The sequence below is a fragment of the Chryseobacterium sp. W4I1 genome, from assembly GCF_030816115.1.
GTDB lineage: Bacteria > Bacteroidota > Bacteroidia > Flavobacteriales > Weeksellaceae > Chryseobacterium.
Genome location: NZ_JAUSXQ010000001.1, coordinates 1 through 26,352, shown reverse-complemented (window position 1 = coordinate 26,352; position 26,352 = coordinate 1). Strand labels below are relative to the sequence as shown.

Sequence of the window (26,352 nt, the reverse complement as noted above, 5' to 3'; positions counted from 1 at the left end):
AATGGGAGCCGGATATCCTTCCCCTTACAGTTTCTAATTAAATCTTACTGTAATGCCTGCAAGACATTGATATTTCCATAACCGTAGCTTGAATTTACAGTAGGATAATAGGTAGCAGACTGTCTCATTTTATTCAGCACCTGATCTCTCGTCCAGGATGGATTTTTAGACCAGACAAGAGCTGCGATACCCGCCGTAGCAGCCGTAGCCACTGATGAACCACCTACATAATCTGCCTGATTGTTGTAATAGCTTAGAACCGGAACTGTATTTCCGTTTGCTCTTTCCATCTGGAAAGTAAAATCAATCTGACTTCCGGAATGGCAGACATCACATTTCTGATTAGAGGTTCCTTCTTTTACACCCGTTACAGCCTGTGTTTCAGACATACTCGCAGGGAAAATCACGCCTACGAAATTAGTAAAGCTTGTAGAAGTTCCTCCTGCACAGAAAATTAATTTTCCTTTAGAATACGCATATTTTACCCCATCTTCAATTTTACCGACAGAGAAAATATGCCCCATCGACATTGAAATGATCTTTACACTGGTATTATTAGCAAGATCTGTAAATGCTGTTTTTACTCCGTTCTGTTCGCTGGAAGTTTCCAATACAACATTGGAAGCCGCACGGTAAGTGATAAGATTAGCATTGTAGGCAACACCTACTGGAAGCCCCGCATTATTTTTCGGAGCTGTCATTACGGAAGCCATTTTTGTCCCATGTCCGCACTGGTCGGCCGGACCGTCTGTAGCAGATCCGTTGACATAAGAACCAAATTTGCTGATCGTTCTTCCGGAAGATGCTCCGGAATTAAAACTGCTCCCCAACAGGGTTTGTTCCGGCGAAACTCCTGTATCAATAAGTCCGATGGTCACTCCAGCTCCTGTGCTGTAGTTCCATGCATTGGGAATGTTATGTTTTGAAAAAGCCCATGGTATTCTGGCATTAGGCGTTGTGGTGGTATAGTCTGCTGCATTTAAAGCAGTTGTTTCAAACCCACAGCCTGATGAGGAACCGCTGGATTTTGAATTTGGGTTAGACCTGTTTTCTATTTCAAAATAATGATAATCTCCAGGTTCTACATACCGGATGGTTTTCATCTTTCTCAGCGCAGTAATGGTTTCTTCTTTTTCTACAATAATGTCGATCTGGTTTAAATATTGGTCTGAAGAGATCAGAAATCGGTCTTGCTCAATTCCTTCATGTTCTTTAATCAGATCTAAAACGGCAGCTTGCATTGATTTGCTGTCAGTTGAAAGACTTCTGTCAAAATCATCTTGTGAAGATCCGAAGCCAACGGATACCATTCGGTTTCCTCTGAATATTGCACTCCAGAGCAGATGATCGGAAGCATTTTTCCAGTTGAAGGATCCGGTGTTTTTGATGGTGCTGTTAATTTCTGCGTTGATCTGTTTACCGGTCAAAGGATCGCTCTGAACATTTTCAATTTTGGAATTTTCATTTTGAAATTCATCTCTGGTACATGAATTCAAAACAAAAAAGAGCGCTAATACGTAAAGTGCACTTTTTTTCATAGTTATTATTTTATGGTTTGGAACCACAATATAACACTTTGCAGTGAACTAAAAGCTTAGAAAAAATGAATATACTATTACAAGAATATGAATTGTCCTCACTGTATTGTAAAGAGTCTATATGCTTTTCTCAAAACAAACACTATTATCAATACCGATATACTGTCCATAATTAGGAATTCTTCTATAGCCACATTTTTCGTACAGTGCAATAGCCTCGGGTTGCTTGATTCCGGTTTCCAAAACACATTTTTTATACCCTTCTTCTTTAGCCCAAGCTTCTAATTCACCCAATACTTTAGAAGCCAATCCTTTTCCTCTGTTTAGTGTATCCGTATACATTCTTTTTATTTCTACGGTATCTTCAGACAAAGCCTTGAAAGCACCACAGGCAACTGCTGCGTTTTCCCAGTAAGCAATCACACAATTTCTAAGTGTAGCAATTGAATTAAACTGATGATAAAATTCATGATCTTCCCCATCACGTATAGCGAGATCGGCATCAAGAAGTCTTACTAACTCTTGGAAATCTATGTCTGAGGAGTCGGTTCTTTTTAGGATCATTGTATTATTAATTTAAGATATTTTAAAGGTTTAAAGATAAAAGCTTCCCCATTAAGAGGAAGCTTGAAATTATTTGTTTTGAAAACTTCTGTACATGTAGTTTTTGGAATATTTTTATTAATGCTTCAAAACTGAAACAACATCATTAGGCATCTACATTAAACCTTCTTTCATTGATCAGTTCAGCAATTGCAAGCATATCTTTTCCGATCAGCCTGTCATCTTCCAGTTTTTTCACCTTAGAACGGATAATGGCAAAGTTTTCTTCTATGATCTTGGAACATTTGGAGGGCCTTCTGAATTCCAGTCCCTGTGCTGCAAACATTAGTTCTACTGATAAAATATTTACCAGATTTCCTAAAACCTGATTGAATTTTCTACCGGAAATACTTCCCATAGAAACGTGATCTTCCTGTCCTAGACTTGTAGGAATGGAGTCTGCTGATGCCGGGAAGCATAATGTCTTATTTTCCGTAACCAATGCTGCAGAAGTATATTGTGGGATCATGAATCCTGAATTCAGTCCTGAGCTTTCTGTCAATAATCTTGGAAGTCCGTATTTCCCTTCTAATAGTAAATAACTTCTTCTATCTGAAATATTTCCCAATTCAGCAACAGCCAGTGTCGCATAATCTAAAGGAAGTGCCATCAGCTGTCCGTGGAAATTCCCTCCGGAAATAGACTCTTCAGCACTTAGAACGATCGGGTTGTCTGTCACTGAATTCAGTTCTGTTTCAGCCATCATTTTAAGGTGTTCAAAAGCATTTCTGCTGGCACCATGCACCTGTGGTACACATCTCATGGAATAAGGATCCTGAACTCTCTCGCAGTCTTCATGAGCTTTCATATTTTCAGAACCTTTTAAAAACTTCACCATTCTGGCCGCTACTTTTTTGCTTCCTTCAAAAGGTCTGATGTCATGAAGCTCTTTTTTAAACGGACTTTCGGAACCTCTGTAAGCTTCAATACTCATTGCTGCTGTCATATCTGCAAGGTTTAATAAGTATTCAAACTTTTCTAAACCTTTTATGGCATGAGCCAGAATAAACTGTGTCCCGTTGATCAGTCCAAGACCTTCTTTTGGACCTAGTACCAATGGATCAAGATCGTGTCTTTCTAAAACTTCCATCGTTTCAAAGATCTGATCTCCTTCCCAGACCTGTCCCAGTCCTAGTAACGGAAGCACAAGATGGGCAAGAGGAGCTAAATCTCCGGATGCTCCAACAGAACCCTGCTCCGGCACTACGGGAATGATATCTTTTTCAAGCATCAGGATCAGTCTTTCAATTACTTCCAGAGAAACGCCTGAAAAACCTTTAGATAAGGCATGAACTTTAGCAATGATCATGATTTTGGAAAATTCCTTGTCGATAGGCTTTCCTACCCCTACCGCGTGAGAAATGATAAGGTTATACTGCAGCTGAGCCGTTTCGTCAGCCGATATCTTAGTATCACAAAGCGGCCCGAATCCCGTATTGATCCCATAAACACATCTATCGGACTCTACTATTTTCTGAACATTTTTCTGGGATTTCAGGATCTGTTCTTTAGCTGCTTTATTAAGTTTAGCTTTATTTGGCTTTTTACAGATTTCCAGAACATCATGGAAAGTAAAAACATCTACACCGTATATCATTTCTAAAAATTTCCTTAAAATTACACATTTAACCATAATTGGAAAAGCTAAATTTCACAGTCCTATGTTTTTCTGATTATGCGTAGATTATTTTGCTATTTTTACCTCCTAAATTAAAAACAATTATCAATAACCTATGAAACTTAAAACTCTACTGCTTACATTATGTATTGCAGGCACTGCAACTTTTGCCCAGAAGGTAAAATATTCCAAGGAAGAGATTAAAAAAATGGAAACTTATCTCTTCAACGAGGGGTTTAATTCACCTTCTCCGAAAAAAACATCAACTATTATTTTAAAAGACGGAACAACCCATAAAGGTTTCTGCGGCAAGATTGAAACTAAAAAAGGACAAATCTATGAAGTTGTTTTGAAAGACAGCATCACTAAAAAAAATGAAGTATTCAATGCTGAACAGATCAACGAAATGTATGTATACCCCAGCAATGCAGAAAAAATTGCAAAAGTCGGGAAATATATGAGCAACATCAGAAACTTCGGCACCAAAAAACTTACCAAGAATACAGCTGGCGGCAGAATACATTTTGTCAACCAAACCGTTTCTTTAAAAAATAAAAAAGATGACAAGGAATTCCTGATGCAGCTGATCAATCCTGAATTCAGTGATATTATTTCAGTATATCATGATCCGAGAGCTAAGGAAACTAATGGTTTTTCTATGATGGGTTCTCCTCAGCTTGGCGGCGGTGTTATCAAATCTTATTATGTAAAGAAAGGGGACAAGGTAATGTGGCTTCACAAAGATGACTTTGAAGATAACTATGAATTTCTGTTCGGTGACAATACAGAATTTATGAAAAAGTATCCTAAGAACTCTGTTGAATGGGATTATTTCAGCTTCCTGGTGAGTGAATACACTTCAATGAATAACGGATAGAACTTAATTTCAATCTGAGTTCGGGATAAGCGTCAGGAAAAGGAAATCAAGAGTTCAGATTCCGGATTAATTACTAGAATCAATCGTGAATTTTGCTTTGCAAGTGAATGGTGAATTTTTGAGTAGATATAGGATTCAAATATTAGACATCAGATAAAACTCTCAAGCCTTAAAACGCCCCGACTCTCGAACCCGGATCTAATTTAAACATACATGTTAAAACTGCAGAAAACTCTGCAGTTTTGTTCTTTTAAATCCCGGATGGATTCCGTAATTTTGTTATATGAATCCTTCTTTAGAATTACAGCTCAAAACTTTACCATCAGAACCGGGCGTTTATCGTTATTATGATAAAAACGATCAATTGCTGTATGTAGGAAAAGCGAAACATTTAAAGAAGAGGGTTCTCTCCTACTTCAACAAAAATCTTCCAGGTTACCGTATCAAGATTATGGTAGGCAAGATTGTCCGTTTAGAAACAACTATCGTTAACAGTGAATACGACGCACTTTTACTGGAAAACAACCTGATCAAAGAACACCGCCCATTTTACAACGTATTACTGAAGGATGATAAAACGTATCCGTGGATCTGCATAAAAAATGAAAGTTTTCCGAGGATATTTCTGACCAGAAATGTGGTAAAAGACGGATCTGAATATTACGGACCTTATGCCAAAGTGCGTCCTGCAAAGATTTTATTGGATACCATTAAGCATATTTATAAGCTCAGGACCTGTAATCTTAATCTTTCCCCTTCTAAAATAGCAGAAGGGAAATATAAAGTATGCCTGGAATATCACATTAAAAACTGTGAAGGCCCATGTGAAGATCTGGAAAGTAAGGAAGATTATGATGAAAAGATTGATGCTATCCGTGGAATTATCAAAGGGGATTTCCGGAAAGCAAAAGAATATCTGGTGAATCAAATGATGAAGCATGCCGAAAATCTTAAGTTTGAAGAGGCCCAGATCATCAAGGAAAGACTGGATATCTTAGAAGATTATCAGGCTAAAAATACAGTGGTCAACCCAAATATTGATGATGTGGATGTTTTTGGAATGACCAGCGACGAAACAGCTGCTTATGTGAATTTCTTTAAGATCAGAAACGGAAATATCATTCAGAGTTTTACTACAGAGATCAAAAAGATCCTTGAAGAAAGTGATGAAGATATTATGGAAGAAGCCCTGATTGAAATCCGACAAAAGTTTAGTTCTGATTCTAAAGAAGTACTGCTTCCGTTTCACCTTTCTGTAGAAATTCCTAATGTAAAGCTGATCGTTCCAAAGGTTGGTGACAAAAAAAGAATCGTGGAGCTGTCAGAAAAAAATGCAAAGGAATACCGTTTGGAAAAATTGAAACAGGTACAGATCGTAGATCCGGAAAGACATACGAACAGAATTATGGCTGAAATGCAGAAACTGTTGAGAATGCCGGTAGAACCCAGACACATTGAAGGCTTTGATAACTCGAATATCCAGGGAACGAATCCTGTTTCTGCATGTGTCGTTTTTAAAGACGGACGACCAAGCAAAGCAGATTATAGAATTTTTCACCCGAAAACTGTAGTTGGCGCCAATGACTTTGCTACGATGGAAGAAGTAATTTACCGTCGTTATAAAAGAATGCTTGATGAAGGGGAAGATCTGCCCCAGCTGATTCTTATCGATGGTGGAAAAGGCCAGCTTTCTTCTGCTGTAAAAAGTTTAAGATTATTAGGCTTATACGGTAAAATCACCATTGTCGGAATTGCGAAAAGACTTGAAGAAATTTTCTTTCCCGAAGATTCTATTCCTTTATATCTCGATAAAAAATCAGAGACATTAAAGATCCTGCAAAGAGTACGTGATGAGGCGCACCGTTTTGGGGTAAAGCATCACAGAACAAGAAGAAAAAATTCTACTATAAAATCTGAACTCGAGGAGATTCCAGGGGTTGGCGAAAAAACAATTGAACTGTTGCTTTCAAAACTGAAATCAGTTAAAAGAATTAAAGAATCCAATCTGGAAACACTGGAAGAAATTCTTGGGAAGAGTAAGGCCAAGGTGATTTGGGAATTTTTTAACGGACAGTAAAAAAATAAGCTCTTTGATTAAGAGCTTATTTCTATATTTTGTAAAGTAATTATTACTTACTTGTGCTAAATATTTCCTTAGTATATCCGTTTTCACCCTGTGGAACATCAATAACGATATTTCCATTTTCAAAATATCCGATGGTATAACTTCCGTCTGAAAGTTTTACTCTAAAAACATCTTTTTTCGATGATGTTTTAAAAACAGCGAAAGGTATAGAACTTCCACTATCTGCTAAAATAAACTGATTCGCGTCAACCTGAATTTTTTGAAGATTCAGCTTACCGTTTGAATATTTTCCGGATTTATTTTCTGAAACAGGTGATGATGAAGAAACATCATTTTTAGTAACAGGTTCTGTGGTTACAGGTGTAGCTTTTACTGTTTCTACAATCGCTATAGGATTTGAAGCCGGAAGAGAAATCAAAGATTGTTTAAGAGCATCCTGATATCCTTCTTTGTATTCTTTTATACTTGAGGCTCCTTTTGATGAAAATACAACTTTATCATTGCAATCTTTGAACTCAAGTACAGTTTTATTTTTAAGAAAACTGCTGCTGTTTATTACATTTGCTTTTGCAATGCTGCATGAGTTTTGCCCAATTTCTGCTGGCCAGGCATCTTTTCCTTCCTGAATAACAGTATATCCTTTTGATTTTAAAGCTTTAGCTAAGGACGCCTCTAAGTCATAAGAATCTTTCTCAAAGTCTTTAAATGTCTTCGGAATAGAAATATATTTATAGTCTGATACTTTCTGACCAAAAACAGCAGTTACTGCGAGCATTAAAGTGAATACTGAAATCTTTTTCATTGTTTTTAAATTACATTTCAAAATTAATCATTTCTGAATTGCCCCATATCTAATTTAAGAGAGAAAAAATTAGAATAGAAATTAGATCCCCCGATTCCTGAATTGGTAATCGCATAATCCAGTGTAAGGCCTCTGTACTTAATTCCTATACCGGCACTCGGTTGGAAAGAAACTTTTCTTTTAAGGTCTTCTATATCCGTGATAGACTGGAATCTGTTTACCCCAAGTCTTACAAAAATCATTTTCTGATAGCCCAATTCAGCACCTGCATAGGGTGTAATACTTGCAAAATCTGTAGATATTAAAGCCGCTGTTTTAGCAAAATCTACATTGATCCCGGCTTCCGGTAAAACATACAGGCTACTGTTGATATTGAATACTTTACTTGCTCCTGCATTCAGTTTGGGCATGGTAAGTTCCATTTTATCTTTCGGTGCCGGGTTAAATTCTTCCCCATTTACCACTGTTGAAAGTTCTTTTTGGTTGATGCTCCAAAAGTTGACGGTAGTTGTTGCATCACGCAACATACCCCCGAATTTCCAGCCGTTATCAGCTTTATAGATCGCTCCGATATCAAAACCAAAACCATAGCCACTGGCAAATTTACCTACATTTCTGTACACAATTTTAGCATTTACCCCTACGTCAAGTTTAGGATTTCCTGCAGGGTGAAAAGCGTAAGAAAGAATGGCTGCATAGTCAGACTGGGAAAACTTTGTAATTTTATCGTAGTCAATATTTCCTTCAGCATCAATCATTTGTGTTGTATTAAGGATGTTATCTACCCCTAATCTTACGACAGACACTCCAAATACCCCTTCTTCCAAAACTTTTGCATAGGCCAGGTAATCATATTTCGCAATAGATTCAAAATATTCTGCGTGCATGGCTGCTCCCTGCCAGTCCCGTTCTATGGCCATTAAACCGGCTGGGTTCCACATAGGAGAATAAACATCATCCTGGTTGGAAATTACAGCTCCTCCCATAGCGAGTCCTCTGGCTCCAGCTCCTATATTCAAAAATTCATTGGAATATTTTCTGATAATCTGAGATTGAGACATCCCAAACAGCAGTAAAAATGCAAGTAAAAAATATTTTTTCATCATATAAAATTGATGCTTAGTTAAAAGTTTTTTGTTTTTTTATTTTTCTGGATTTCAATAATCCGTTCACAATGATTGCCAGTATCATAACGCCTGAAGCTATATAAAATATCGGGCTCATCTCTTCTGAATCCCCAAAGATAAAAAAAGCTAGTACAATTCCGTAAACAGGTTCTAAATTAACTGTTAAAATTAATGTAAAAGGCGAAATATATTTCATTAGTTTCACCGACTCCAGCATCGGAAAGGCGGTAAAAACACTTGCTAACAAGCATATTAACGCCAAATCTCTATAGTTTATTTCATTCATTTCAAAAATATGCCCTGTTCCTACATAAAATAGCATCAAAATGAACCATCCACAGAAAATTTCATAAAAAATAATGTTTCCAGAGCTTGTTTTTCCAAACATTTTCCCATTAAAAACAGAAAAAACAGTTCCGAACACTGCACAGAGAACGCCATAGATAATACCTTCTTTAAAATGAAATTCTGTTTTAAAGATCAGTAGTATACATGCAACAATGACTGCACCCATAACGACTTCTGATACATCAATCTTTCTTTTAAATATAATTGGCTCTAATATTGAAGCAAATAAAGTGGAAAGTGACAGACAGCTTAGCGCAATTGAAACATTTGAGACTTTAATGGAATAAAAAAAACAGTACCAATGGAGGGCCATCGCAAAACCTATTCCTGCCAGCTGAAAAAAGATCTTCTTAGAGACTTTTATACTCTCCTTTTTATAAATCCTGATGAATACAAACAGAAATATGGCAGCAAATAGCATTCTGTAAAAAACAAGAATCTGGGCATTGGCCTGAATCAGCTTTCCCAAAATTGCAGTGAACCCCCACAAAAAAACAATCAAATGCAACCTGAAAAGTGCTAATTTTTGCATAACTTATCTACTGTAAATTTTTAAATGCAAATCTACAAATAGGCTTTATAAATATCATACAAAAACAAATAATTGTTTAACAAAAAATTATGGAAAGTAATTATTTAGAAGAATATCTTTGAAACGATAAAAGGAAATTAAAATATTAATCATTAAACCCATAATGAAACTGAACAGTAATATTACAATTAAAACTGACCGGCTGATATTAAAACCGATTGTAGAGGATTATGCCGATGACATTAATACCTATTTTACAGCAGAAATTACAAGATATATGCCTTTCAATCCGGAGGGTAATATGAATGATGTTCTCAGTTTTGTAGACCATTCAAAAAAATCACTGTTAAATAATACTGATTTGGTAATGGTAGCAGTTGATTCAGATGAAAATTTTATGGGTTGCTGTGGTATTCATCATATAACCTCTGAATCTATAGAAGTAGGTTTGTGGCTGAAAAAAAGTGTGCAGGGTGTGGGTTTGGGTACAGAAATAATTATAAACCTTATTCAGTTTATAGAGAATCATTTTACTTTTAAGTATATTTTATATCCTGTAGATGAAGAAAATATTGCCAGTAAAAAGATACCGGAAAAATTAGGTTTTATCCCTTATAAAAAATACAAAAAAAATAAAGGATCATCTTTTCTTAATATAGTAGAATACAGAAAATATTATTCGGAGTAACCCCCATTAATGTAATTATTGTGATCCATAGAACAATAAAAACCCTGAAAATTTGGTCAACTTTCAGGGCCTTCAAATAATAAACTATTAAAAAAATAAACTAGGAACTTAGAGTATTTATCAGGGATAATTATCCCTTTTACTCTGAAGTAAAGTTAGAAAAAATATCATTGATTTAAAAATATTTTTCTGTTAAAAATATCACAATTTTCTGAGAACCAACATATTAAACAAGTGTTTTACTTTTCTACACATTCATTATAAAAATAGTATCTTTAGACGTAAAAAATTGAAATTTTATGGACCTTGAATTCAACAAACGGGAAGATCAGAATAGATTAAAATTATCCGATATTAATCAATTGCTGGCTGAAATAAAAAAAGGAGGCGGAGAGAAGAGATTACAAAAGCTTCGTGACGAAGGAAAAATGACAGCCAGAGAAAGAGTTGAATATCTTCTCGACAAAGGTTCAGATTCTATAGAAATTGGTGCATTTGCTGGCTATGAAATGTATCCGGAACATGGTGGGTGTCCAGCCGGAGGTGTTGTCGTTGTAATGGGATATGTTTCCGGAAGACAATGCCTTGTTGTTGCTAATGATGCTTCCGTAAAAGCGGGTGCATGGTTTCCTATTACCGGAAAGAAAAACCTTAGAGCCCAGGAGATCGCCATGGAAAATAAGCTTCCAATCATTTATCTGGTAGACTCTGCAGGCGTTTATCTTCCAATGCAGGATGAGATCTTTCCTGATAAAGAACATTTCGGACGTATTTTTAGAAATAATGCCAAAATGAGCTCCATGGGAATAATTCAAATCTCGGCTGTTATGGGTAGCTGTGTTGCCGGTGGTGCTTACCTTCCTATTATGAGTGATGAAGCAATGATTGTTGATAAAACCGGATCTATTTTCCTTGCAGGAAGCTATCTTGTAAAAGCTGCCATTGGGGAAAGTATCGATAATGAAACTCTTGGAGGAGCTACAACACACTGTTCAATTTCAGGTGTTACTGATTATAAGGCAAAGGATGATAAAGACGCTTTAAATAGGATCAAAACAATCATGAAATCTCTTGGAAGCACTGAAAAGGCAGGCTTTGACAGAATAGAAAGTTTCCCTCCAAAGGAAAATCCCGATAATATTTTTGGAATTGTTCCTGTATCTAGAACAGAGCAGTATGATACTTATGAGATCATTAAATGTTTAGTTGATAATTCAGAATATGAAGAATATAAGCCAGATTACGGGAAAAGTATCATTTGTGCAACAGCAAGAATCGATGGATGGTCTGTAGGTATCGTAGCTAACCAGAGAAAGCTTGTAAAAAGCGGTAAAGGAGAAATGCAGTTTGGTGGAGTGATTTACTCAGATTCTGCTGATAAATCAACAAGGTTTATCGCTAACTGTAATCAGAGAAAAATCCCATTGGTTTTCCTTCAGGATGTTACAGGATTTATGGTAGGTTCAAAATCTGAGCATGGCGGTATCATCAAAGACGGTGCGAAAATGGTGAATGCAGTATCCAATTCCGTTGTTCCGAAATTCACTATTATTACAGGAAATTCTTACGGTGCAGGAAACTATGCCATGTGTGGTAAAGCTTATGATCCCAGATTAATTGTAGCATGGCCTTGGGCAGATCTTGCCGTAATGGGTGGGTCTCAAGCCGCAAAAGTTCTGGCACAAATTCAAGAGTCTACCTTAAAAAAACAAGGTAAAGAAATTACTGAAGAAGAACATAACGATATTTTAGATACGATTTCTAAAAAGTATAAAAAACAAACTGAGTCTACCTATGCAGCTGCAAGACTTTGGACTGATGCTATTATCAATCCTACAGATACCAGAAAATGGATTTCTATGGGAATTGAAGCTGCAAATCATTCTCCTATTACAGAGAAGTTCAATTTGGGGGTTATTCAAGTCTGATAAATTATATTATAAAATATGAAAACGGCTATCTTAATGAGGTAACCGTTTTTTTTATAATCTAAAGTCCATAACGTTCTTTACAGATTTCTTCGCTAAAACCAATTTTAATACAACATTGATATCTCGTCATACACAATCCATTTGGCCAACCAGTAGGATAACAAATACCAAATGACGGATCATCCGGACATAAAGGAACCCCACTTCCTTTAAGTGATTTTAAATTCTCTCTTGAAATTTTCACTAAATTTTTCATTTATTAATATAGTTTTTGATATTTCCTACTCTATTTTAAGCTTTTCGGATTACGCTTTTTCTAATATACTATTTTTTCAACACTTGGTGAAATTTAAATTAAAAATTTTCATCTTCATTAAAACTTGACTTAATTATGAATTCAAGGTGCTTTAAAATTTCAATAAATAGTAATGACCAAGTTTGGTTATTTACTAGGAATTATTTTCTGCTATCCGCTCTTATTACTCCTCTCACTGAAACGCTAAAAGCCAATCCATATTGCAGGGTAACCTCTTCTTTCATGGCTAAGGTACTCGCCATCTTTATAAAAATATTAGCGTCTATCCAAGCTAAATCTTTGAACTAATATGACCTCACACTAATATAGCATGAGATCATATCATTTCCGTAGGCTTAATTTTAGATTTCTTTACTTCGGCAGGCTCAGCACAAGATATCTTCGCTCCTCGCAATGACAGGGCAACACATTTAGGATTTAGGAAAAATAAAAGAGCAGAAGGTAATGAACAGGATTTTTTTGTATTTGGATTTTTTTAACGCAAAGCAAAACAAAGAATAATTTAATTTTAAATATAAAAGTAAATAAAGACATAAATTTAATCAGGAAATACAAGCTTATAATATATAAATGGTAATTAATAGCGAATGATCTCTCCCAGATTTGGCGGATTAAGCAGATTCTAAATAAATTAAAAAAGTTGATTAGTAAATGTAACTATAAAATAGTATTTAGCGAGAGTAGTTAGCCCCTTCCAGGATGACAAAGAGAGCGGGAGAAGTAAAGGGTTGGAGATTGCTTCGGAGCTTCGCTCCTCGCAATGACAAAGCAACGCATCTAGCATCTAGTATCTAGTATCTAGTATCTAGTATTTAGCAAAAAAAAACTTTGTGCATATATCAAAAAAAAAGTCTCATACAATATGTATGAGACTTTTAAATAAAAAACTGGCGGCGGCCTACTCTCCCGCTTTCGCAGTACCATCGGCGCTGGTGGGCTTAACTTCTGTGTTCGGAATGGGAACAGGTGAGCCCCACCGCTATAACCACCCTAAATATGGTTTAATGTAACAATGTAGTGAATATAACAGTGTAACAATTGACATTGGTACATTGATAAACTTTTACATTGGTAAATTATTTTTATCGATAAAAACATTCACAAAGAGCTAACCTTTCTGCACTTCCAAGTACCTTATTAGGCTATAAATCTACGGGTAATTAGTACTACTCGGCTATGACATTACTGCCTTTACACCTATAGCCTATCAACGTGGTCATCTCCCACGACCCTTAAAAGATGTCTCATCTTGAGGCGAGTTTCGCACTTATATGCTTTCAGTGCTTATCTCTTCCAAACGTAGCTACTCAGCGGTGCTCCTGGCGGAACAACTGATACACCAGAGGTTTGTTCAATTCGGTCCTCTCGTACTAGAATCAAGCCCTCTCAAACATCTAACGCCCGCAATAGATAGAGACCGAACTGTCTCACGACGTTCTGAACCCAGCTCGCGTGCCACTTTAATGGGCGAACAGCCCAACCCTTGGGACCTTCTCCAGCCCCAGGATGTGACGAGCCGACATCGAGGTGCCGAACCTCCCCGTCGATGTGAGCTCTTGGGGGAGACTAGCCTGTTATCCCCGGAGTACCTTTTATCCTATGAGCGATGGCCCTTCCATACGGAACCACCGGATCACTATGTCCTGCTTTCGCACCTGATCGACTTGTAGGTCTCACAGTCAAGCACCCTTATGCCATTACACTCTACGCACGGTTACCAAGCGTGCTGAGGGTACCTTTGAAAGCCTCCGTTACTCTTTTGGAGGCGACCACCCCAGTCAAACTACCCACCACGCAATGTCCTTCTAAAAGAAGTTAGGCTCCAAGTAAGTAAAGGGTGGTATTTCAACAGTGGCTCCACAAACACTAGCGTGCCTGCTTCAAAGCCTCCCACCTATCCTACACATTACTTACTCAAAGTCAATACGAAGTTATAGTAAAGGTTCACAGGGTCTTTTCGTCCCATTGCGGGTACTCGGCATCTTCACCGAGACTACAATTTCACAGAGCTCATGGTTGAGACAGTGCCCAGATCGTTACACCATTCGTGCAGGTCGGAACTTACCCGACAAGGAATTTCGCTACCTTAGGACCGTTATAGTTACGGCCGCCGTTTACTGGGGCTTCAGTCAAACGCTTCGCATTGCTGCTAACGCCCTTCCTTAACCTTCCAGCACCGGGCAGGTGTCAGACCCTATACTGCATCTTTCGATTTTGCAGAGTCCTGTGTTTTTGATAAACAGTCGCCTGGGCCTTTTTACTGCGGCCACCATTGCTGATGGCGTCTCTTCTCCCGAAGTTACGAGACTATTTTGCCTAGTTCCTTAACCATGATTCACTCTAGCACCTTAGGATTCTCTCCTCGACTACCTGTGTCGGTTTTGGTACGGGTTGCTTCACTTCGGCTTTTCTTGGAAGCACTTTCCCTACAACAACTTCGCCCGAAGGCTAGGTCTTGACTATTCCGTCAGTCTCCAGTAAGTACGGCACTCCGTCCCCTTTTTAGTGTGAGCAAGTATGGGAATATTAACCCATTGTCCATCCACTACCCCTTTCGGGTTCGCGTTAGGTCCCGACTAACCCTCAGCTGATTAGCATGGCTGAGGAAACCTTAGTCTTTCGGTGAGGGGGTTTCTCGCCCCCTTTATCGTTACTTATGCCTACATTTTCTTTTCTGTCCGCTCCACAATACCTCACGATACTGCTTCAGCGCAAACAGAATGCTCTCCTACCAGATATACCCCTAAGGTATAAATCCATAGCTTCGGTACTCTATTTATGCCCGATTATTATCCATGCCGGACCGCTCGACTAGTGAGCTGTTACGCACTCTTTAAATGAATGGCTGCTTCCAAGCCAACATCCTAGCTGTCAATGCAGTCCAACCGCGTTGCTTCAACTTAATAGAGATTTGGGGACCTTAGCTGTTGGTCTGGGTTCTTTCCCTCTCGGACATGGACCTTAGCACCCATGCCCTCACTGCCGCAGAACATTTATTAGCATTCGGAGTTTGTCAGGAATTGGTAGGTGGTGAAACCCCCGCATCCAATCAGTAGCTCTACCTCTAATAAACTTTATTGCGACGCTGCACCTAAATGCATTTCGGAGAGTACGAGCTATCTCCCAGTTTGATTGGCCTTTCACCCCTACCCACAGGTCATCCGAAGACTTTTCAACGTCAACCGGTTCGGTCCTCCACTCTGTGTTACCAGAGCTTCAACCTGCCCATGGGTAGATCACAAGGTTTCGCGTCTAATCCTACTAACTAACCGCCCTATTCAGACTCGCTTTCGCTCCGGCTCCGGACCTGAAGTCCTTAACCTCGCTAGTAAAATTAACTCGTAGGCTCATTATGCAAAAGGCACGCCGTCACCCAACTTGTGGGCTCCGACCGCTTGTAGGCGTACGGTTTCAGGTTCTATTTCACCCTTCTATTCGAAGTGCTTTTCACCTTTCCTTCACAGTACTTGTTCACTATCGGTCTTTCAGGAGTATTTAGCCTTGGAGGATGGTCCCCCCATATTCAGACAGGATTTCACGTGTCCCGCCCTACTCATTTATCATCTAAATATACCTTTCATATACGGGGCTATCACCCTCTATGGCTGTTCTTTCCAGAACATTCTATTAAATATATAAAGACTTTTGGGCTAATCCGCTTTCGCTCGCCGCTACTTACGGAATCTCTTCGATTTCTTTTCCTCCGGGTACTTAGATGTTTCAGTTCTCCGGGTTTGCTCTCCTTGCGGAGTGACATGTCTTCAACATGCCGGGTTGCCCCATTCGGACATCTGCGGATCAATTCGTGTGTGCCAATCCCCGCAGCTTTTCGCAGCTTACCGCGTCCTTCTTCGCCTCTGAAAGCCTAGGCATCCGCCATACGCCCTTAACGATTTCTTTCCTAATAATTATATTAGTTCAGTATTTTTTGATAAATTTTCATTTATCGATATTTTTATAAACTCGGCACTCGAAAGTGCTCGGTTATCTCTTTGTGATATCTTTACCGTTAATGTCAATGATCTTAATGTCTTCTTGTCAGTCTGATGAACAGATGTTGTTATTGGCTCCATCCGTAACTTTTAAATCAAACCTCCAAAACTGTGGAGAATAAGGGAGTCGAACCCTTGACCTCCTGCGTGCAAGGCAGGCGCTCTAGCCAGCTGAGCTAATTCCCCCTCTAGTTAGACTTGGAGACTAAAGAATAAAGAACAAAGACGTATCTTTTTTCTTTTCTCTTTCTTCTTCCCGTCTTTTTAATTAGTAGTCTCGGGCAGGCTCGAACTGCCGACCTCTACATTATCAGTGTAGCGCTCTAACCAGCTGAGCTACGAGACTTCATTAGACTTAAAGATAAAAGAACCAAGAACCAAGACGTAAACGTCTGTATCTCCCTTCTTTTCTCTATCCTCTTGTCTCTCTCTCCCTCTGATACTAATTTCTAGTGGGTTTTGTATTTTTATAATATATAGCAACCAAATAAAAAACTAAAGCCTAAACTTTAAGCAGAATCAATGTACAGTTAAGTACTTAATTTTGTTTAACGTCAATAGACGCTCTAAAATGAGATGTTCCAGCCGCACCTTCCGGTACGGCTACCTTGTTACGACTTAGCCCTAGTTACCTGTTTTACCCTAGGCAGCTCCTGTTACGGTCACCGACTTCAGGTACCCCAGACTTCCATGGCTTGACGGGCGGTGTGTACAAGGCCCGGGAACGTATTCACCGCGCCATGGCTGATGCGCGATTACTAGCGATTCCAGCTTCATAGAGTCGAGTTGCAGACTCCAATCCGAACTGAGACCGGCTTTCGAGATTTGCATCACATCGCTGTGTAGCTGCCCTCTGTACCGGCCATTGTATTACGTGTGTGGCCCAAGGCGTAAGGGCCGTGATGATTTGACGTCATCCCCACCTTCCTCTCTACTTGCGTAGGCAGTCTCACTAGAGTCCCCAACTGAATGATGGCAACTAGTGACAGGGGTTGCGCTCGTTGCAGGACTTAACCTAACACCTCACGGCACGAGCTGACGACAACCATGCAGCACCTTGAAAAATGTCCGAAGAAAAGTCTATTTCTAAACCTGTCATTTCCCATTTAAGCCTTGGTAAGGTTCCTCGCGTATCATCGAATTAAACCACATAATCCACCGCTTGTGCGGGCCCCCGTCAATTCCTTTGAGTTTCATTCTTGCGAACGTACTCCCCAGGTGGCTAACTTATCACTTTCGCTTAGTCTCTGAAGCTTAAAGCCCCAAAAACGAGTTAGCATCGTTTACGGCGTGGACTACCAGGGTATCTAATCCTGTTCGCTCCCCACGCTTTCGTCCATCAGCGTCAGTTGTTGCTTAGTAACCTGCCTTCGCAATTGGTGTTCTAAGTAATATCTATGCATTTCACCGCTACACTACTTATTCCAGCTACTTCAACAACACTCAAGACTTGCAGTATCAATGGCAGTTTCACAGTTAAGCTGTGAGATTTCACCACTGACTTACAAATCAGCCTACGGACCCTTTAAACCCAATAAATCCGGATAACGCTTGCACCCTCCGTATTACCGCGGCTGCTGGCACGGAGTTAGCCGGTGCTTATTCGTATAGTACCTTCAGCTACTCTCACGAGAGTAGGTTTATCCCTATACAAAAGAAGTTTACAACCCATAGGGCCGTCGTCCTTCACGCGGGATGGCTGGATCAGGCTCTCACCCATTGTCCAATATTCCTCACTGCTGCCTCCCGTAGGAGTCTGGTCCGTGTCTCAGTACCAGTGTGGGGGATCACCCTCTCAGGCCCCCTAAGGATCGTTGACTTGGTAGGCCGTTACCCTACCAACTATCTAATCCTGCGCGTGCCCATCTCTATCCACCGGAGTTTTCAATATCAAGTGATGCCACTTAATATATTATGGGGTATTAATCTTCCTTTCGAAAGGCTATCCCCCTGATAAAGGTAGGTTGCACACGTGTTCCGCACCCGTGCGCCGCTCTCTAGATTCCGAAGAATCTATACCGCTCGGCTTGCATGTGTTAGGCCTCCCGCTAGCGTTCATCCTGAGCCAGGATCAAACTCTCCATTGTATGTTTTTCCTGACCCACTCAAAGTATTATTTTACGCTTTAGTTTTTTCTTACTTGGTTGTATATTGTATGTCAATGATCTTTTTTCTTTCCGCAAGTTATAAGGAAGCTTTTCTGTCGTTCTGTTCCTTATTTGCGGTTGCAAAAGTAAATATTTATTTCTAATCGACCAAATGTTTTCTGAGAAATTTTAAAGTTTTTTAAGTAACCTTAAATCCCCATCCAAACCCTTAATCTTACCTGCTTCTGCGCTCCGTTTAACCGGACTGCAAAGATACAAAAAATTTTAACTCACACAACTCTTTTTTTAAAAAGTTTTGTTCATCTTTTAGCTCCCATATCTATAAGCTGGTTCTAAATCTTTATGCTTATCTAAAAGCTCTTCTGCGCTACCGAATACTCTCGTTTTTCAGTGGGGCAAAGATAACAACTTAATACACCACAAAACAAACTTATTTAACATAAAATTCATATAGCATGAAGCTTGGGGATAAATATCATCGTAATAACCTAATTGGCAATGGATTGTAAACATAACGAACTTATCCACAAGAAACGATTGGAATTTATATAAGGGAAGAATGTAGTGGAGTTATGCTCAAATATATGATGGATGAGAATGACAGAGCGAAAAGAGGAGGATGAAGTGCGGGAAAATATCGCCCTATGGAAAGGAGACTCAAAAGTAATGCTGGGAAGAAAAGAGTTTTATCCAACTATATTCTATATTCTATATTCTATATTCTATATTCTATATTCTATATTCTATATTCTATATTCTATATTCTATATTCTATATTCTATATTCTATATTCTATATTCTATATTCTATATTCTATATTCTATATTCTATATTCTATATTCTATATTCTATATTCTATATTCTATATTCTATATTCTATATTCTATATTCTATATTTAGATATAAAAATACCTCTCGCAGATCTGGAAGATTGAACAGATAATAAGTATAAGGACTGTATATAGCATGAGTATGAGCTGAGTTTTTATATTTCCCATTATAGACACTAGAGTTGGATCCTATTGGATATAATATTTTATTTTAACGCAAAGTTTCTTTCTTTACAGTGTATAGTTTTAAGGGAAGCAAAGGAAGGATCAATTTCATTGATCTTTTGAAGCAGACGCTGATATTTAAGTTTTGGCTAAAGCCTTTGGTATAAATTTATATATAAAGTGGGCTAAAGCCCACCTCTATTGAATAAAATTACAAGTCATAATCCATCAAAAGATTTGTTATAATGAGTCCCAATTTTTGCTAATGATTTTAACTCATATCCAGAACTATTAAAATATAGCTCCATAAAAATGTTCAGTTTAAATAGAGAATATAATTTCCAAAGTAAATGATTAGGTAATGTAAACTTTTATAAAGTAAAGTTCAGAAAGTGATTATCTTCAAAATGATATAAAAAAATATCTCACGCAAATCTGGCGGATTAGACAGATTTTAAAATTACATCCATAATAATTTTGATAGATCTAAGTTTTGGCTAAAACCTTTGATGTAAATTCATATACAAGTGGGCTAAAGCCCCTCTATTGAATAAAACTAAGAGTCATAGTTTATCAAAGGATTCATCATAATGAGTCCCAATTTTTGATAATGATCTTAATTCATATCCAGAACTATTAAAATATAGGCTCCATATTATAAAATGTTCAGTTTAATAGGAGATACAATTTCCAAAGTAAATGTTTAGGTACCGTAAGCTTTTATAAAGTAAGGCTCAGGAGTAATTTATGTGTAAAATATACTAGAAAAATATCTCTCGCAGATCTGGCGGATTAGACAAATTTAATAAAGGAGAGACTTCCCTTATGTTGGTTTGGTTAAAGCTATTCATAGGTGAATACCGAGAAGCTGGTTAAAAATGAGTAAAGATATATTTTAGGCGAGTTGCCCACCTCTATTGAATAATAAATTCAGAACTTTAATAAACAATATGATAGAATATGGAGTGGTAAGTGAATGATAGATAAAACAGATTTGAAAACCAGCCAGAAATAAATTCTAAGAGCACAATAAAATGAATGAATATGATCGGAATAAGTAATTGAAAATAAATAATAAGATTGATTAAGGACAGCCTTATTACCTATTAACTATGTATCTGTACAAAACAAAAAAGTCTCATACAATATGTATGAGACTTTTAAATAAAAACTGGCGGCGGCCTACTCTCCCGCTTTCGCAGTACCATCGGCGCTGGTGGGCTTAACTTCTGTGTTCGGAATGGGAACAGGTGAGCCCCACCGCTATAACCACCCTAAATATGGTTTAATGTAACAATGTAGTGAATATAACAGTGTAACAATTGACATTGGTACATTGATAAACTTTTACATTGGTAAATTATTTTTATCGATAAAAACATTCACAAAGAGCTAACCTTTCTGCACTTCCAAGTACCTTATTAGGCTATAAATCTACGGGTAATTAGTACTACTCGGCTATGACATTACTGCCTTTACACCTATAGCCTATCAACGTGGTCATCTCCCACGACCCTTAAAAGATGTCTCATCTTGAGGCGAGTTTCGCACTTATATGCTTTCAGTGCTTATCTCTTCCAAACGTAGCTACTCAGCGGTGCTCCTGGCGGAACAACTGATACACCAGAGGTTTGTTCAATTCGGTCCTCTCGTACTAGAATCAAGCCCTCTCAAACATCTAACGCCCGCAATAGATAGAGACCGAACTGTCTCACGACGTTCTGAACCCAGCTCGCGTGCCACTTTAATGGGCGAACAGCCCAACCCTTGGGACCTTCTCCAGCCCCAGGATGTGACGAGCCGACATCGAGGTGCCGAACCTCCCCGTCGATGTGAGCTCTTGGGGGAGACTAGCCTGTTATCCCCGGAGTACCTTTTATCCTATGAGCGATGGCCCTTCCATACGGAACCACCGGATCACTATGTCCTGCTTTCGCACCTGATCGACTTGTAGGTCTCACAGTCAAGCACCCTTATGCCATTACACTCTACGCACGGTTACCAAGCGTGCTGAGGGTACCTTTGAAAGCCTCCGTTACTCTTTTGGAGGCGACCACCCCAGTCAAACTACCCACCACGCAATGTCCTTCTAAAAGAAGTTAGGCTCCAAGTAAGTAAAGGGTGGTATTTCAACAGTGGCTCCACAAACACTAGCGTGCCTGCTTCAAAGCCTCCCACCTATCCTACACATTACTTACTCAAAGTCAATACGAAGTTATAGTAAAGGTTCACAGGGTCTTTTCGTCCCATTGCGGGTACTCGGCATCTTCACCGAGACTACAATTTCACAGAGCTCATGGTTGAGACAGTGCCCAGATCGTTACACCATTCGTGCAGGTCGGAACTTACCCGACAAGGAATTTCGCTACCTTAGGACCGTTATAGTTACGGCCGCCGTTTACTGGGGCTTCAGTCAAACGCTTCGCATTGCTGCTAACGCCCTTCCTTAACCTTCCAGCACCGGGCAGGTGTCAGACCCTATACTGCATCTTTCGATTTTGCAGAGTCCTGTGTTTTTGATAAACAGTCGCCTGGGCCTTTTTACTGCGGCCACCATTGCTGATGGCGTCTCTTCTCCCGAAGTTACGAGACTATTTTGCCTAGTTCCTTAACCATGATTCACTCTAGCACCTTAGGATTCTCTCCTCGACTACCTGTGTCGGTTTTGGTACGGGTTGCTTCACTTCGGCTTTTCTTGGAAGCACTTTCCCTACAACAACTTCGCCCGAAGGCTAGGTCTTGACTATTCCGTCAGTCTCCAGTAAGTACGGCACTCCGTCCCCTTTTTAGTGTGAGCAAGTATGGGAATATTAACCCATTGTCCATCCACTACCCCTTTCGGGTTCGCGTTAGGTCCCGACTAACCCTCAGCTGATTAGCATGGCTGAGGAAACCTTAGTCTTTCGGTGAGGGGGTTTCTCGCCCCCTTTATCGTTACTTATGCCTACATTTTCTTTTCTGTCCGCTCCACAATACCTCACGATACTGCTTCAGCGCAAACAGAATGCTCTCCTACCAGATATACCCCTAAGGTATAAATCCATAGCTTCGGTACTCTATTTATGCCCGATTATTATCCATGCCGGACCGCTCGACTAGTGAGCTGTTACGCACTCTTTAAATGAATGGCTGCTTCCAAGCCAACATCCTAGCTGTCAATGCAGTCCAACCGCGTTGCTTCAACTTAATAGAGATTTGGGGACCTTAGCTGTTGGTCTGGGTTCTTTCCCTCTCGGACATGGACCTTAGCACCCATGCCCTCACTGCCGCAGAACATTTATTAGCATTCGGAGTTTGTCAGGAATTGGTAGGTGGTGAAACCCCCGCATCCAATCAGTAGCTCTACCTCTAATAAACTTTATTGCGACGCTGCACCTAAATGCATTTCGGAGAGTACGAGCTATCTCCCAGTTTGATTGGCCTTTCACCCCTACCCACAGGTCATCCGAAGACTTTTCAACGTCAACCGGTTCGGTCCTCCACTCTGTGTTACCAGAGCTTCAACCTGCCCATGGGTAGATCACAAGGTTTCGCGTCTAATCCTACTAACTAACCGCCCTATTCAGACTCGCTTTCGCTCCGGCTCCGGACCTGAAGTCCTTAACCTCGCTAGTAAAATTAACTCGTAGGCTCATTATGCAAAAGGCACGCCGTCACCCAACTTGTGGGCTCCGACCGCTTGTAGGCGTACGGTTTCAGGTTCTATTTCACCCTTCTATTCGAAGTGCTTTTCACCTTTCCTTCACAGTACTTGTTCACTATCGGTCTTTCAGGAGTATTTAGCCTTGGAGGATGGTCCCCCCATATTCAGACAGGATTTCACGTGTCCCGCCCTACTCATTTATCATCTAAATATACCTTTCATATACGGGGCTATCACCCTCTATGGCTGTTCTTTCCAGAACATTCTATTAAATATATAAAGACTTTTGGGCTAATCCGCTTTCGCTCGCCGCTACTTACGGAATCTCTTCGATTTCTTTTCCTCCGGGTACTTAGATGTTTCAGTTCTCCGGGTTTGCTCTCCTTGCGGAGTGACATGTCTTCAACATGCCGGGTTGCCCCATTCGGACATCTGCGGATCAATTCGTGTGTGCCAATCCCCGCAGCTTTTCGCAGCTTACCGCGTCCTTCTTCGCCTCTGAAAGCCTAGGCATCCGCCATACGCCCTTAACGATTTCTTTCCTAATAATTATATTAGTTCAGTATTTTTTGATAAATTTTCATTTATCGATATTTTTATAAACTCGGCACTCGAAAGTGCTCGGTTATCTCTTTGTGATATCTTTACCGTTAATGTCAATGATCTTAATGTCTTCTTGTCAGTCTGATGAACAGATGTTGTTATTGGCTCCATCCGTAACTTTTAAATCAAACCTCCAAAACTGTGGAGAATAAGGGAGTCGAACCCTTGACCTCCTGCGTGCAAGGCAGGCGCTCTAGCCAGCTGAGCTAATTCCCCCTCTAGTTAGACTTGGAGACTAAAGAATAAAGAACAAAGACGTATCTTTTTTCTTTTCTCTTTCTTCTTCCCGTCTTTTTAATTAGTAGTCTCGGGCAGGCTCGAACTGCCGACCTCTACATTATCAGTGTAGCGCTCTAACCAGCTGAGCTACGAGACTTCATTAGACTTAAAGATAAAAGAACCAAGAACCAAGACTTTAAACGTCTTTATCTCTCTTCTTTTCTCTATCCTCTTGTCTCTCTCTCCCTCTGATACTAATTTCTAGTGGGTTTTGTATTTTTATAATATATAGCAACCAAATAAAAAACTAAAGCCTAAACTTTAAGCAGAATCAATGTACAGTTAAGTACTTAATTTTGTTTAACGTCAATAGACGCTCTAAAATGAGATGTTCCAGCCGCACCTTCCGGTACGGCTACCTTGTTACGACTTAGCCCTAGTTACCTGTTTTACCCTAGGCAGCTCCTGTTACGGTCACCGACTTCAGGTACCCCAGACTTCCATGGCTTGACGGGCGGTGTGTACAAGGCCCGGGAACGTATTCACCGCGCCATGGCTGATGCGCGATTACTAGCGATTCCAGCTTCATAGAGTCGAGTTGCAGACTCCAATCCGAACTGAGACCGGCTTTCGAGATTTGCATCACATCGCTGTGTAGCTGCCCTCTGTACCGGCCATTGTATTACGTGTGTGGCCCAAGGCGTAAGGGCCGTGATGATTTGACGTCATCCCCACCTTCCTCTCTACTTGCGTAGGCAGTCTCACTAGAGTCCCCAACTGAATGATGGCAACTAGTGACAGGGGTTGCGCTCGTTGCAGGACTTAACCTAACACCTCACGGCACGAGCTGACGACAACCATGCAGCACCTTGAAAAATGTCCGAAGAAAAGTCTATTTCTAAACCTGTCATTTCCCATTTAAGCCTTGGTAAGGTTCCTCGCGTATCATCGAATTAAACCACATAATCCACCGCTTGTGCGGGCCCCCGTCAATTCCTTTGAGTTTCATTCTTGCGAACGTACTCCCCAGGTGGCTAACTTATCACTTTCGCTTAGTCTCTGAAGCTTAAAGCCCCAAAAACGAGTTAGCATCGTTTACGGCGTGGACTACCAGGGTATCTAATCCTGTTCGCTCCCCACGCTTTCGTCCATCAGCGTCAGTTGTTGCTTAGTAACCTGCCTTCGCAATTGGTGTTCTAAGTAATATCTATGCATTTCACCGCTACACTACTTATTCCAGCTACTTCAACAACACTCAAGACTTGCAGTATCAATGGCAGTTTCACAGTTAAGCTGTGAGATTTCACCACTGACTTACAAATCAGCCTACGGACCCTTTAAACCCAATAAATCCGGATAACGCTTGCACCCTCCGTATTACCGCGGCTGCTGGCACGGAGTTAGCCGGTGCTTATTCGTATAGTACCTTCAGCTACTCTCACGAGAGTAGGTTTATCCCTATACAAAAGAAGTTTACAACCCATAGGGCCGTCGTCCTTCACGCGGGATGGCTGGATCAGGCTCTCACCCATTGTCCAATATTCCTCACTGCTGCCTCCCGTAGGAGTCTGGTCCGTGTCTCAGTACCAGTGTGGGGGATCACCCTCTCAGGCCCCCTAAGGATCGTTGACTTGGTAGGCCGTTACCCTACCAACTATCTAATCCTGCGCGTGCCCATCTCTATCCACCGGAGTTTTCAATATCAAGTGATGCCACTTAATATATTATGGGGTATTAATCTTCCTTTCGAAAGGCTATCCCCCTGATAAAGGTAGGTTGCACACGTGTTCCGCACCCGTGCGCCGCTCTCTAGATTCCGAAGAATCTATACCGCTCGGCTTGCATGTGTTAGGCCTCCCGCTAGCGTTCATCCTGAGCCAGGATCAAACTCTCCATTGTATGTTTTTCCTGACCCACTCAAAGTATTATTTTACGCTTTAGTTTTTTCTTACTTGGTTGTATATTGTATGTCAATGATCTTTTTTCTTTCCGCAAGTTATAAGGAAGCTTTTCTGTCGTTCTGTTCCTTATTTGCGGTTGCAAAAGTAAATATTTATTTCTAATCGACCAAATGTTTTCTGAGAAATTTTAAAGTTTTTTAAGTAACCTTAAATCCCCATCCAAACCCTTAATCTTACCTGCTTCTGCGCTCCGTTTAACCGGACTGCAAAGATACAAAAAATTTTAACTCACACAACTCTTTTTTTAAAAAGTTTTGTTCATCTTTTAGCTCCCATATCTATAAGCTGGTTCTAAATCTTTATGCTTATCTAAAAGCTCTTCTGCGCTACTGTAGTACTCTCGTTTTTCAGTGGGGCAAAGATAA

At 39.8% G+C, this 26,352-nt stretch carries 10 protein-coding genes, 4 tRNA genes and 6 rRNA genes; 4 read left to right on the top strand and 16 right to left on the bottom strand.

The features are described 5' to 3' along the window. Nucleotides 1–44: 44 nt before the first annotated feature. From QF044_RS00100 to hutH, 3 genes are all read right to left on the bottom strand, one after another. Nucleotides 45–1,538: a S8 family serine peptidase gene (locus QF044_RS00100; RefSeq protein WP_307262169.1), complete on the bottom strand. Its 1,494-nt coding sequence runs from the start codon at nucleotides 1,536–1,538 to the stop codon at nucleotides 45–47. Nucleotides 1,539–1,655: 117 nt separating this feature from the next. Continuing rightward, nucleotides 1,656–2,102: a GNAT family N-acetyltransferase gene (locus QF044_RS00095; protein ID WP_307262167.1), complete on the bottom strand. Its 447-nt coding sequence runs from the start codon at nucleotides 2,100–2,102 to the stop codon at nucleotides 1,656–1,658. A gap of 145 nt (nucleotides 2,103–2,247) precedes the next feature. Then, complete coding sequence (gene hutH / locus QF044_RS00090) at nucleotides 2,248–3,738, bottom strand: histidine ammonia-lyase (RefSeq protein ID WP_307262164.1); 1,491 nt, start codon at nucleotides 3,736–3,738, stop codon at nucleotides 2,248–2,250. A gap of 136 nt (nucleotides 3,739–3,874) precedes the next feature. Here hutH and QF044_RS00085 point away from each other — a divergent pair, with 136 nt between their 5' ends. Then, entirely contained in the window at nucleotides 3,875–4,636 is a 762-nt protein-coding gene (locus tag QF044_RS00085; RefSeq protein ID WP_307262162.1) for a hypothetical protein, read from the top strand. Between the two features lie 283 nt (nucleotides 4,637–4,919). Continuing rightward, nucleotides 4,920–6,713 carry an excinuclease ABC subunit UvrC gene (gene uvrC / locus QF044_RS00080; protein ID WP_307262160.1) on the top strand — a complete coding sequence of 598 codons (1,794 nt, stop codon included), beginning with the start codon at nucleotides 4,920–4,922 and terminating at the stop codon, nucleotides 6,711–6,713. 52 nt (nucleotides 6,714–6,765) lie between these two features. On the opposite strand, the gene QF044_RS00075 is transcribed toward uvrC, so the two are convergent. The 3 genes from QF044_RS00075 to QF044_RS00065 are packed head-to-tail and all read right to left on the bottom strand — an operon-like array spanning nucleotide 6,766 to nucleotide 9,531. Next, nucleotides 6,766–7,524, bottom strand: a complete 759-nt coding sequence (locus tag QF044_RS00075) for a hypothetical protein (RefSeq protein WP_307262158.1) — start codon at nucleotides 7,522–7,524, stop codon at nucleotides 6,766–6,768. 23 nt (nucleotides 7,525–7,547) lie between these two features. Further along, nucleotides 7,548–8,630 (bottom strand): PorV/PorQ family protein, encoded by a 1,083-nt coding sequence (locus tag QF044_RS00070; protein ID WP_307262156.1) that lies wholly within the window; start codon nucleotides 8,628–8,630, stop codon nucleotides 7,548–7,550. 13 nt (nucleotides 8,631–8,643) lie between these two features. Beyond that, entirely contained in the window at nucleotides 8,644–9,531 is an 888-nt protein-coding gene (locus QF044_RS00065) for a DMT family transporter (protein WP_307262154.1), read from the bottom strand. A gap of 163 nt (nucleotides 9,532–9,694) precedes the next feature. Here QF044_RS00065 and QF044_RS00060 point away from each other — a divergent pair, with 163 nt between their 5' ends. Continuing rightward, the gene (locus QF044_RS00060) at nucleotides 9,695–10,219 is read left to right on the top strand and encodes a GNAT family N-acetyltransferase (RefSeq protein ID WP_307262151.1); all 525 of its coding nucleotides are present in this window, start codon (nucleotides 9,695–9,697) and stop codon (nucleotides 10,217–10,219) included. A 299-nt stretch (nucleotides 10,220–10,518) separates the two neighbouring features. Beyond that, on the top strand, nucleotides 10,519–12,147 hold the full coding sequence (locus QF044_RS00055; protein ID WP_307262148.1) for an acyl-CoA carboxylase subunit beta: 1,629 nt from the start codon (nucleotides 10,519–10,521) through the stop codon (nucleotides 12,145–12,147). A gap of 1,204 nt (nucleotides 12,148–13,351) precedes the next feature. On the opposite strand, the gene rrf (QF044_RS00050) is transcribed toward QF044_RS00055, so the two are convergent. The 10 genes from rrf (QF044_RS00050) to QF044_RS00005 form a co-directional block, all read right to left on the bottom strand. Further along, nucleotides 13,352–13,459 (bottom strand): 5S ribosomal RNA (rrf, locus tag QF044_RS00050). Nucleotides 13,460–13,606: 147 nt separating this feature from the next. Further along, nucleotides 13,607–16,366: ribosomal RNA gene (locus tag QF044_RS00045) — 23S ribosomal RNA — on the bottom strand. 204 nt (nucleotides 16,367–16,570) lie between these two features. After that, nucleotides 16,571–16,644, bottom strand: a tRNA-Ala gene (locus QF044_RS00040). Between the two features lie 86 nt (nucleotides 16,645–16,730). Then, a tRNA-Ile gene (locus QF044_RS00035) sits at nucleotides 16,731–16,804 on the bottom strand. A 223-nt stretch (nucleotides 16,805–17,027) separates the two neighbouring features. Beyond that, nucleotides 17,028–18,545: ribosomal RNA gene (locus QF044_RS00030) — 16S ribosomal RNA — on the bottom strand. The 16S, 23S and 5S rRNA genes sit together here with 2 tRNA genes alongside, the layout of an rRNA operon. Before the next feature lie 2,185 nt (nucleotides 18,546–20,730). Then, nucleotides 20,731–20,838 (bottom strand): 5S ribosomal RNA (gene rrf, locus QF044_RS00025). Between the two features lie 147 nt (nucleotides 20,839–20,985). Continuing rightward, nucleotides 20,986–23,745, bottom strand: a 23S ribosomal RNA gene (locus QF044_RS00020). Between the two features lie 204 nt (nucleotides 23,746–23,949). Further along, a tRNA-Ala gene (locus QF044_RS00015) sits at nucleotides 23,950–24,023 on the bottom strand. 86 nt (nucleotides 24,024–24,109) lie between these two features. Beyond that, nucleotides 24,110–24,183, bottom strand: a tRNA-Ile gene (locus QF044_RS00010). A gap of 224 nt (nucleotides 24,184–24,407) precedes the next feature. Next, nucleotides 24,408–25,925: ribosomal RNA gene (locus QF044_RS00005) — 16S ribosomal RNA — on the bottom strand. Nucleotides 25,926–26,352 lie beyond the last annotated feature (427 nt).

Bases quoted from the DNA above. Each gene is read 5' to 3' on its own strand.
- QF044_RS00065 (WP_307262154.1), bottom strand. From the start codon at position 9,531: ATGCAAAAATTAGCACTTTTCAGGTTGCATTTGATTGTTTTTTTGTGG.
- QF044_RS00100 (WP_307262169.1), bottom strand. From the start codon at position 1,538: ATGAAAAAAAGTGCACTTTACGTATTAGCGCTCTTTTTTGTTTTGAAT.
- QF044_RS00055 (WP_307262148.1), top strand. From the start codon at position 10,519: ATGGACCTTGAATTCAACAAACGGGAAGATCAGAATAGATTAAAATTA.
- uvrC (WP_307262160.1), top strand. From the start codon at position 4,920: ATGAATCCTTCTTTAGAATTACAGCTCAAAACTTTACCATCAGAACCG.
- QF044_RS00070 (WP_307262156.1), bottom strand. From the start codon at position 8,630: ATGATGAAAAAATATTTTTTACTTGCATTTTTACTGCTGTTTGGGATG.
- QF044_RS00075 (WP_307262158.1), bottom strand. From the start codon at position 7,524: ATGAAAAAGATTTCAGTATTCACTTTAATGCTCGCAGTAACTGCTGTT.
- hutH (WP_307262164.1), bottom strand. From the start codon at position 3,738: ATGATATACGGTGTAGATGTTTTTACTTTCCATGATGTTCTGGAAATC.
- QF044_RS00085 (WP_307262162.1), top strand. From the start codon at position 3,875: ATGAAACTTAAAACTCTACTGCTTACATTATGTATTGCAGGCACTGCA.
- QF044_RS00095 (WP_307262167.1), bottom strand. From the start codon at position 2,102: ATGATCCTAAAAAGAACCGACTCCTCAGACATAGATTTCCAAGAGTTA.
- QF044_RS00060 (WP_307262151.1), top strand. From the start codon at position 9,695: ATGAAACTGAACAGTAATATTACAATTAAAACTGACCGGCTGATATTA.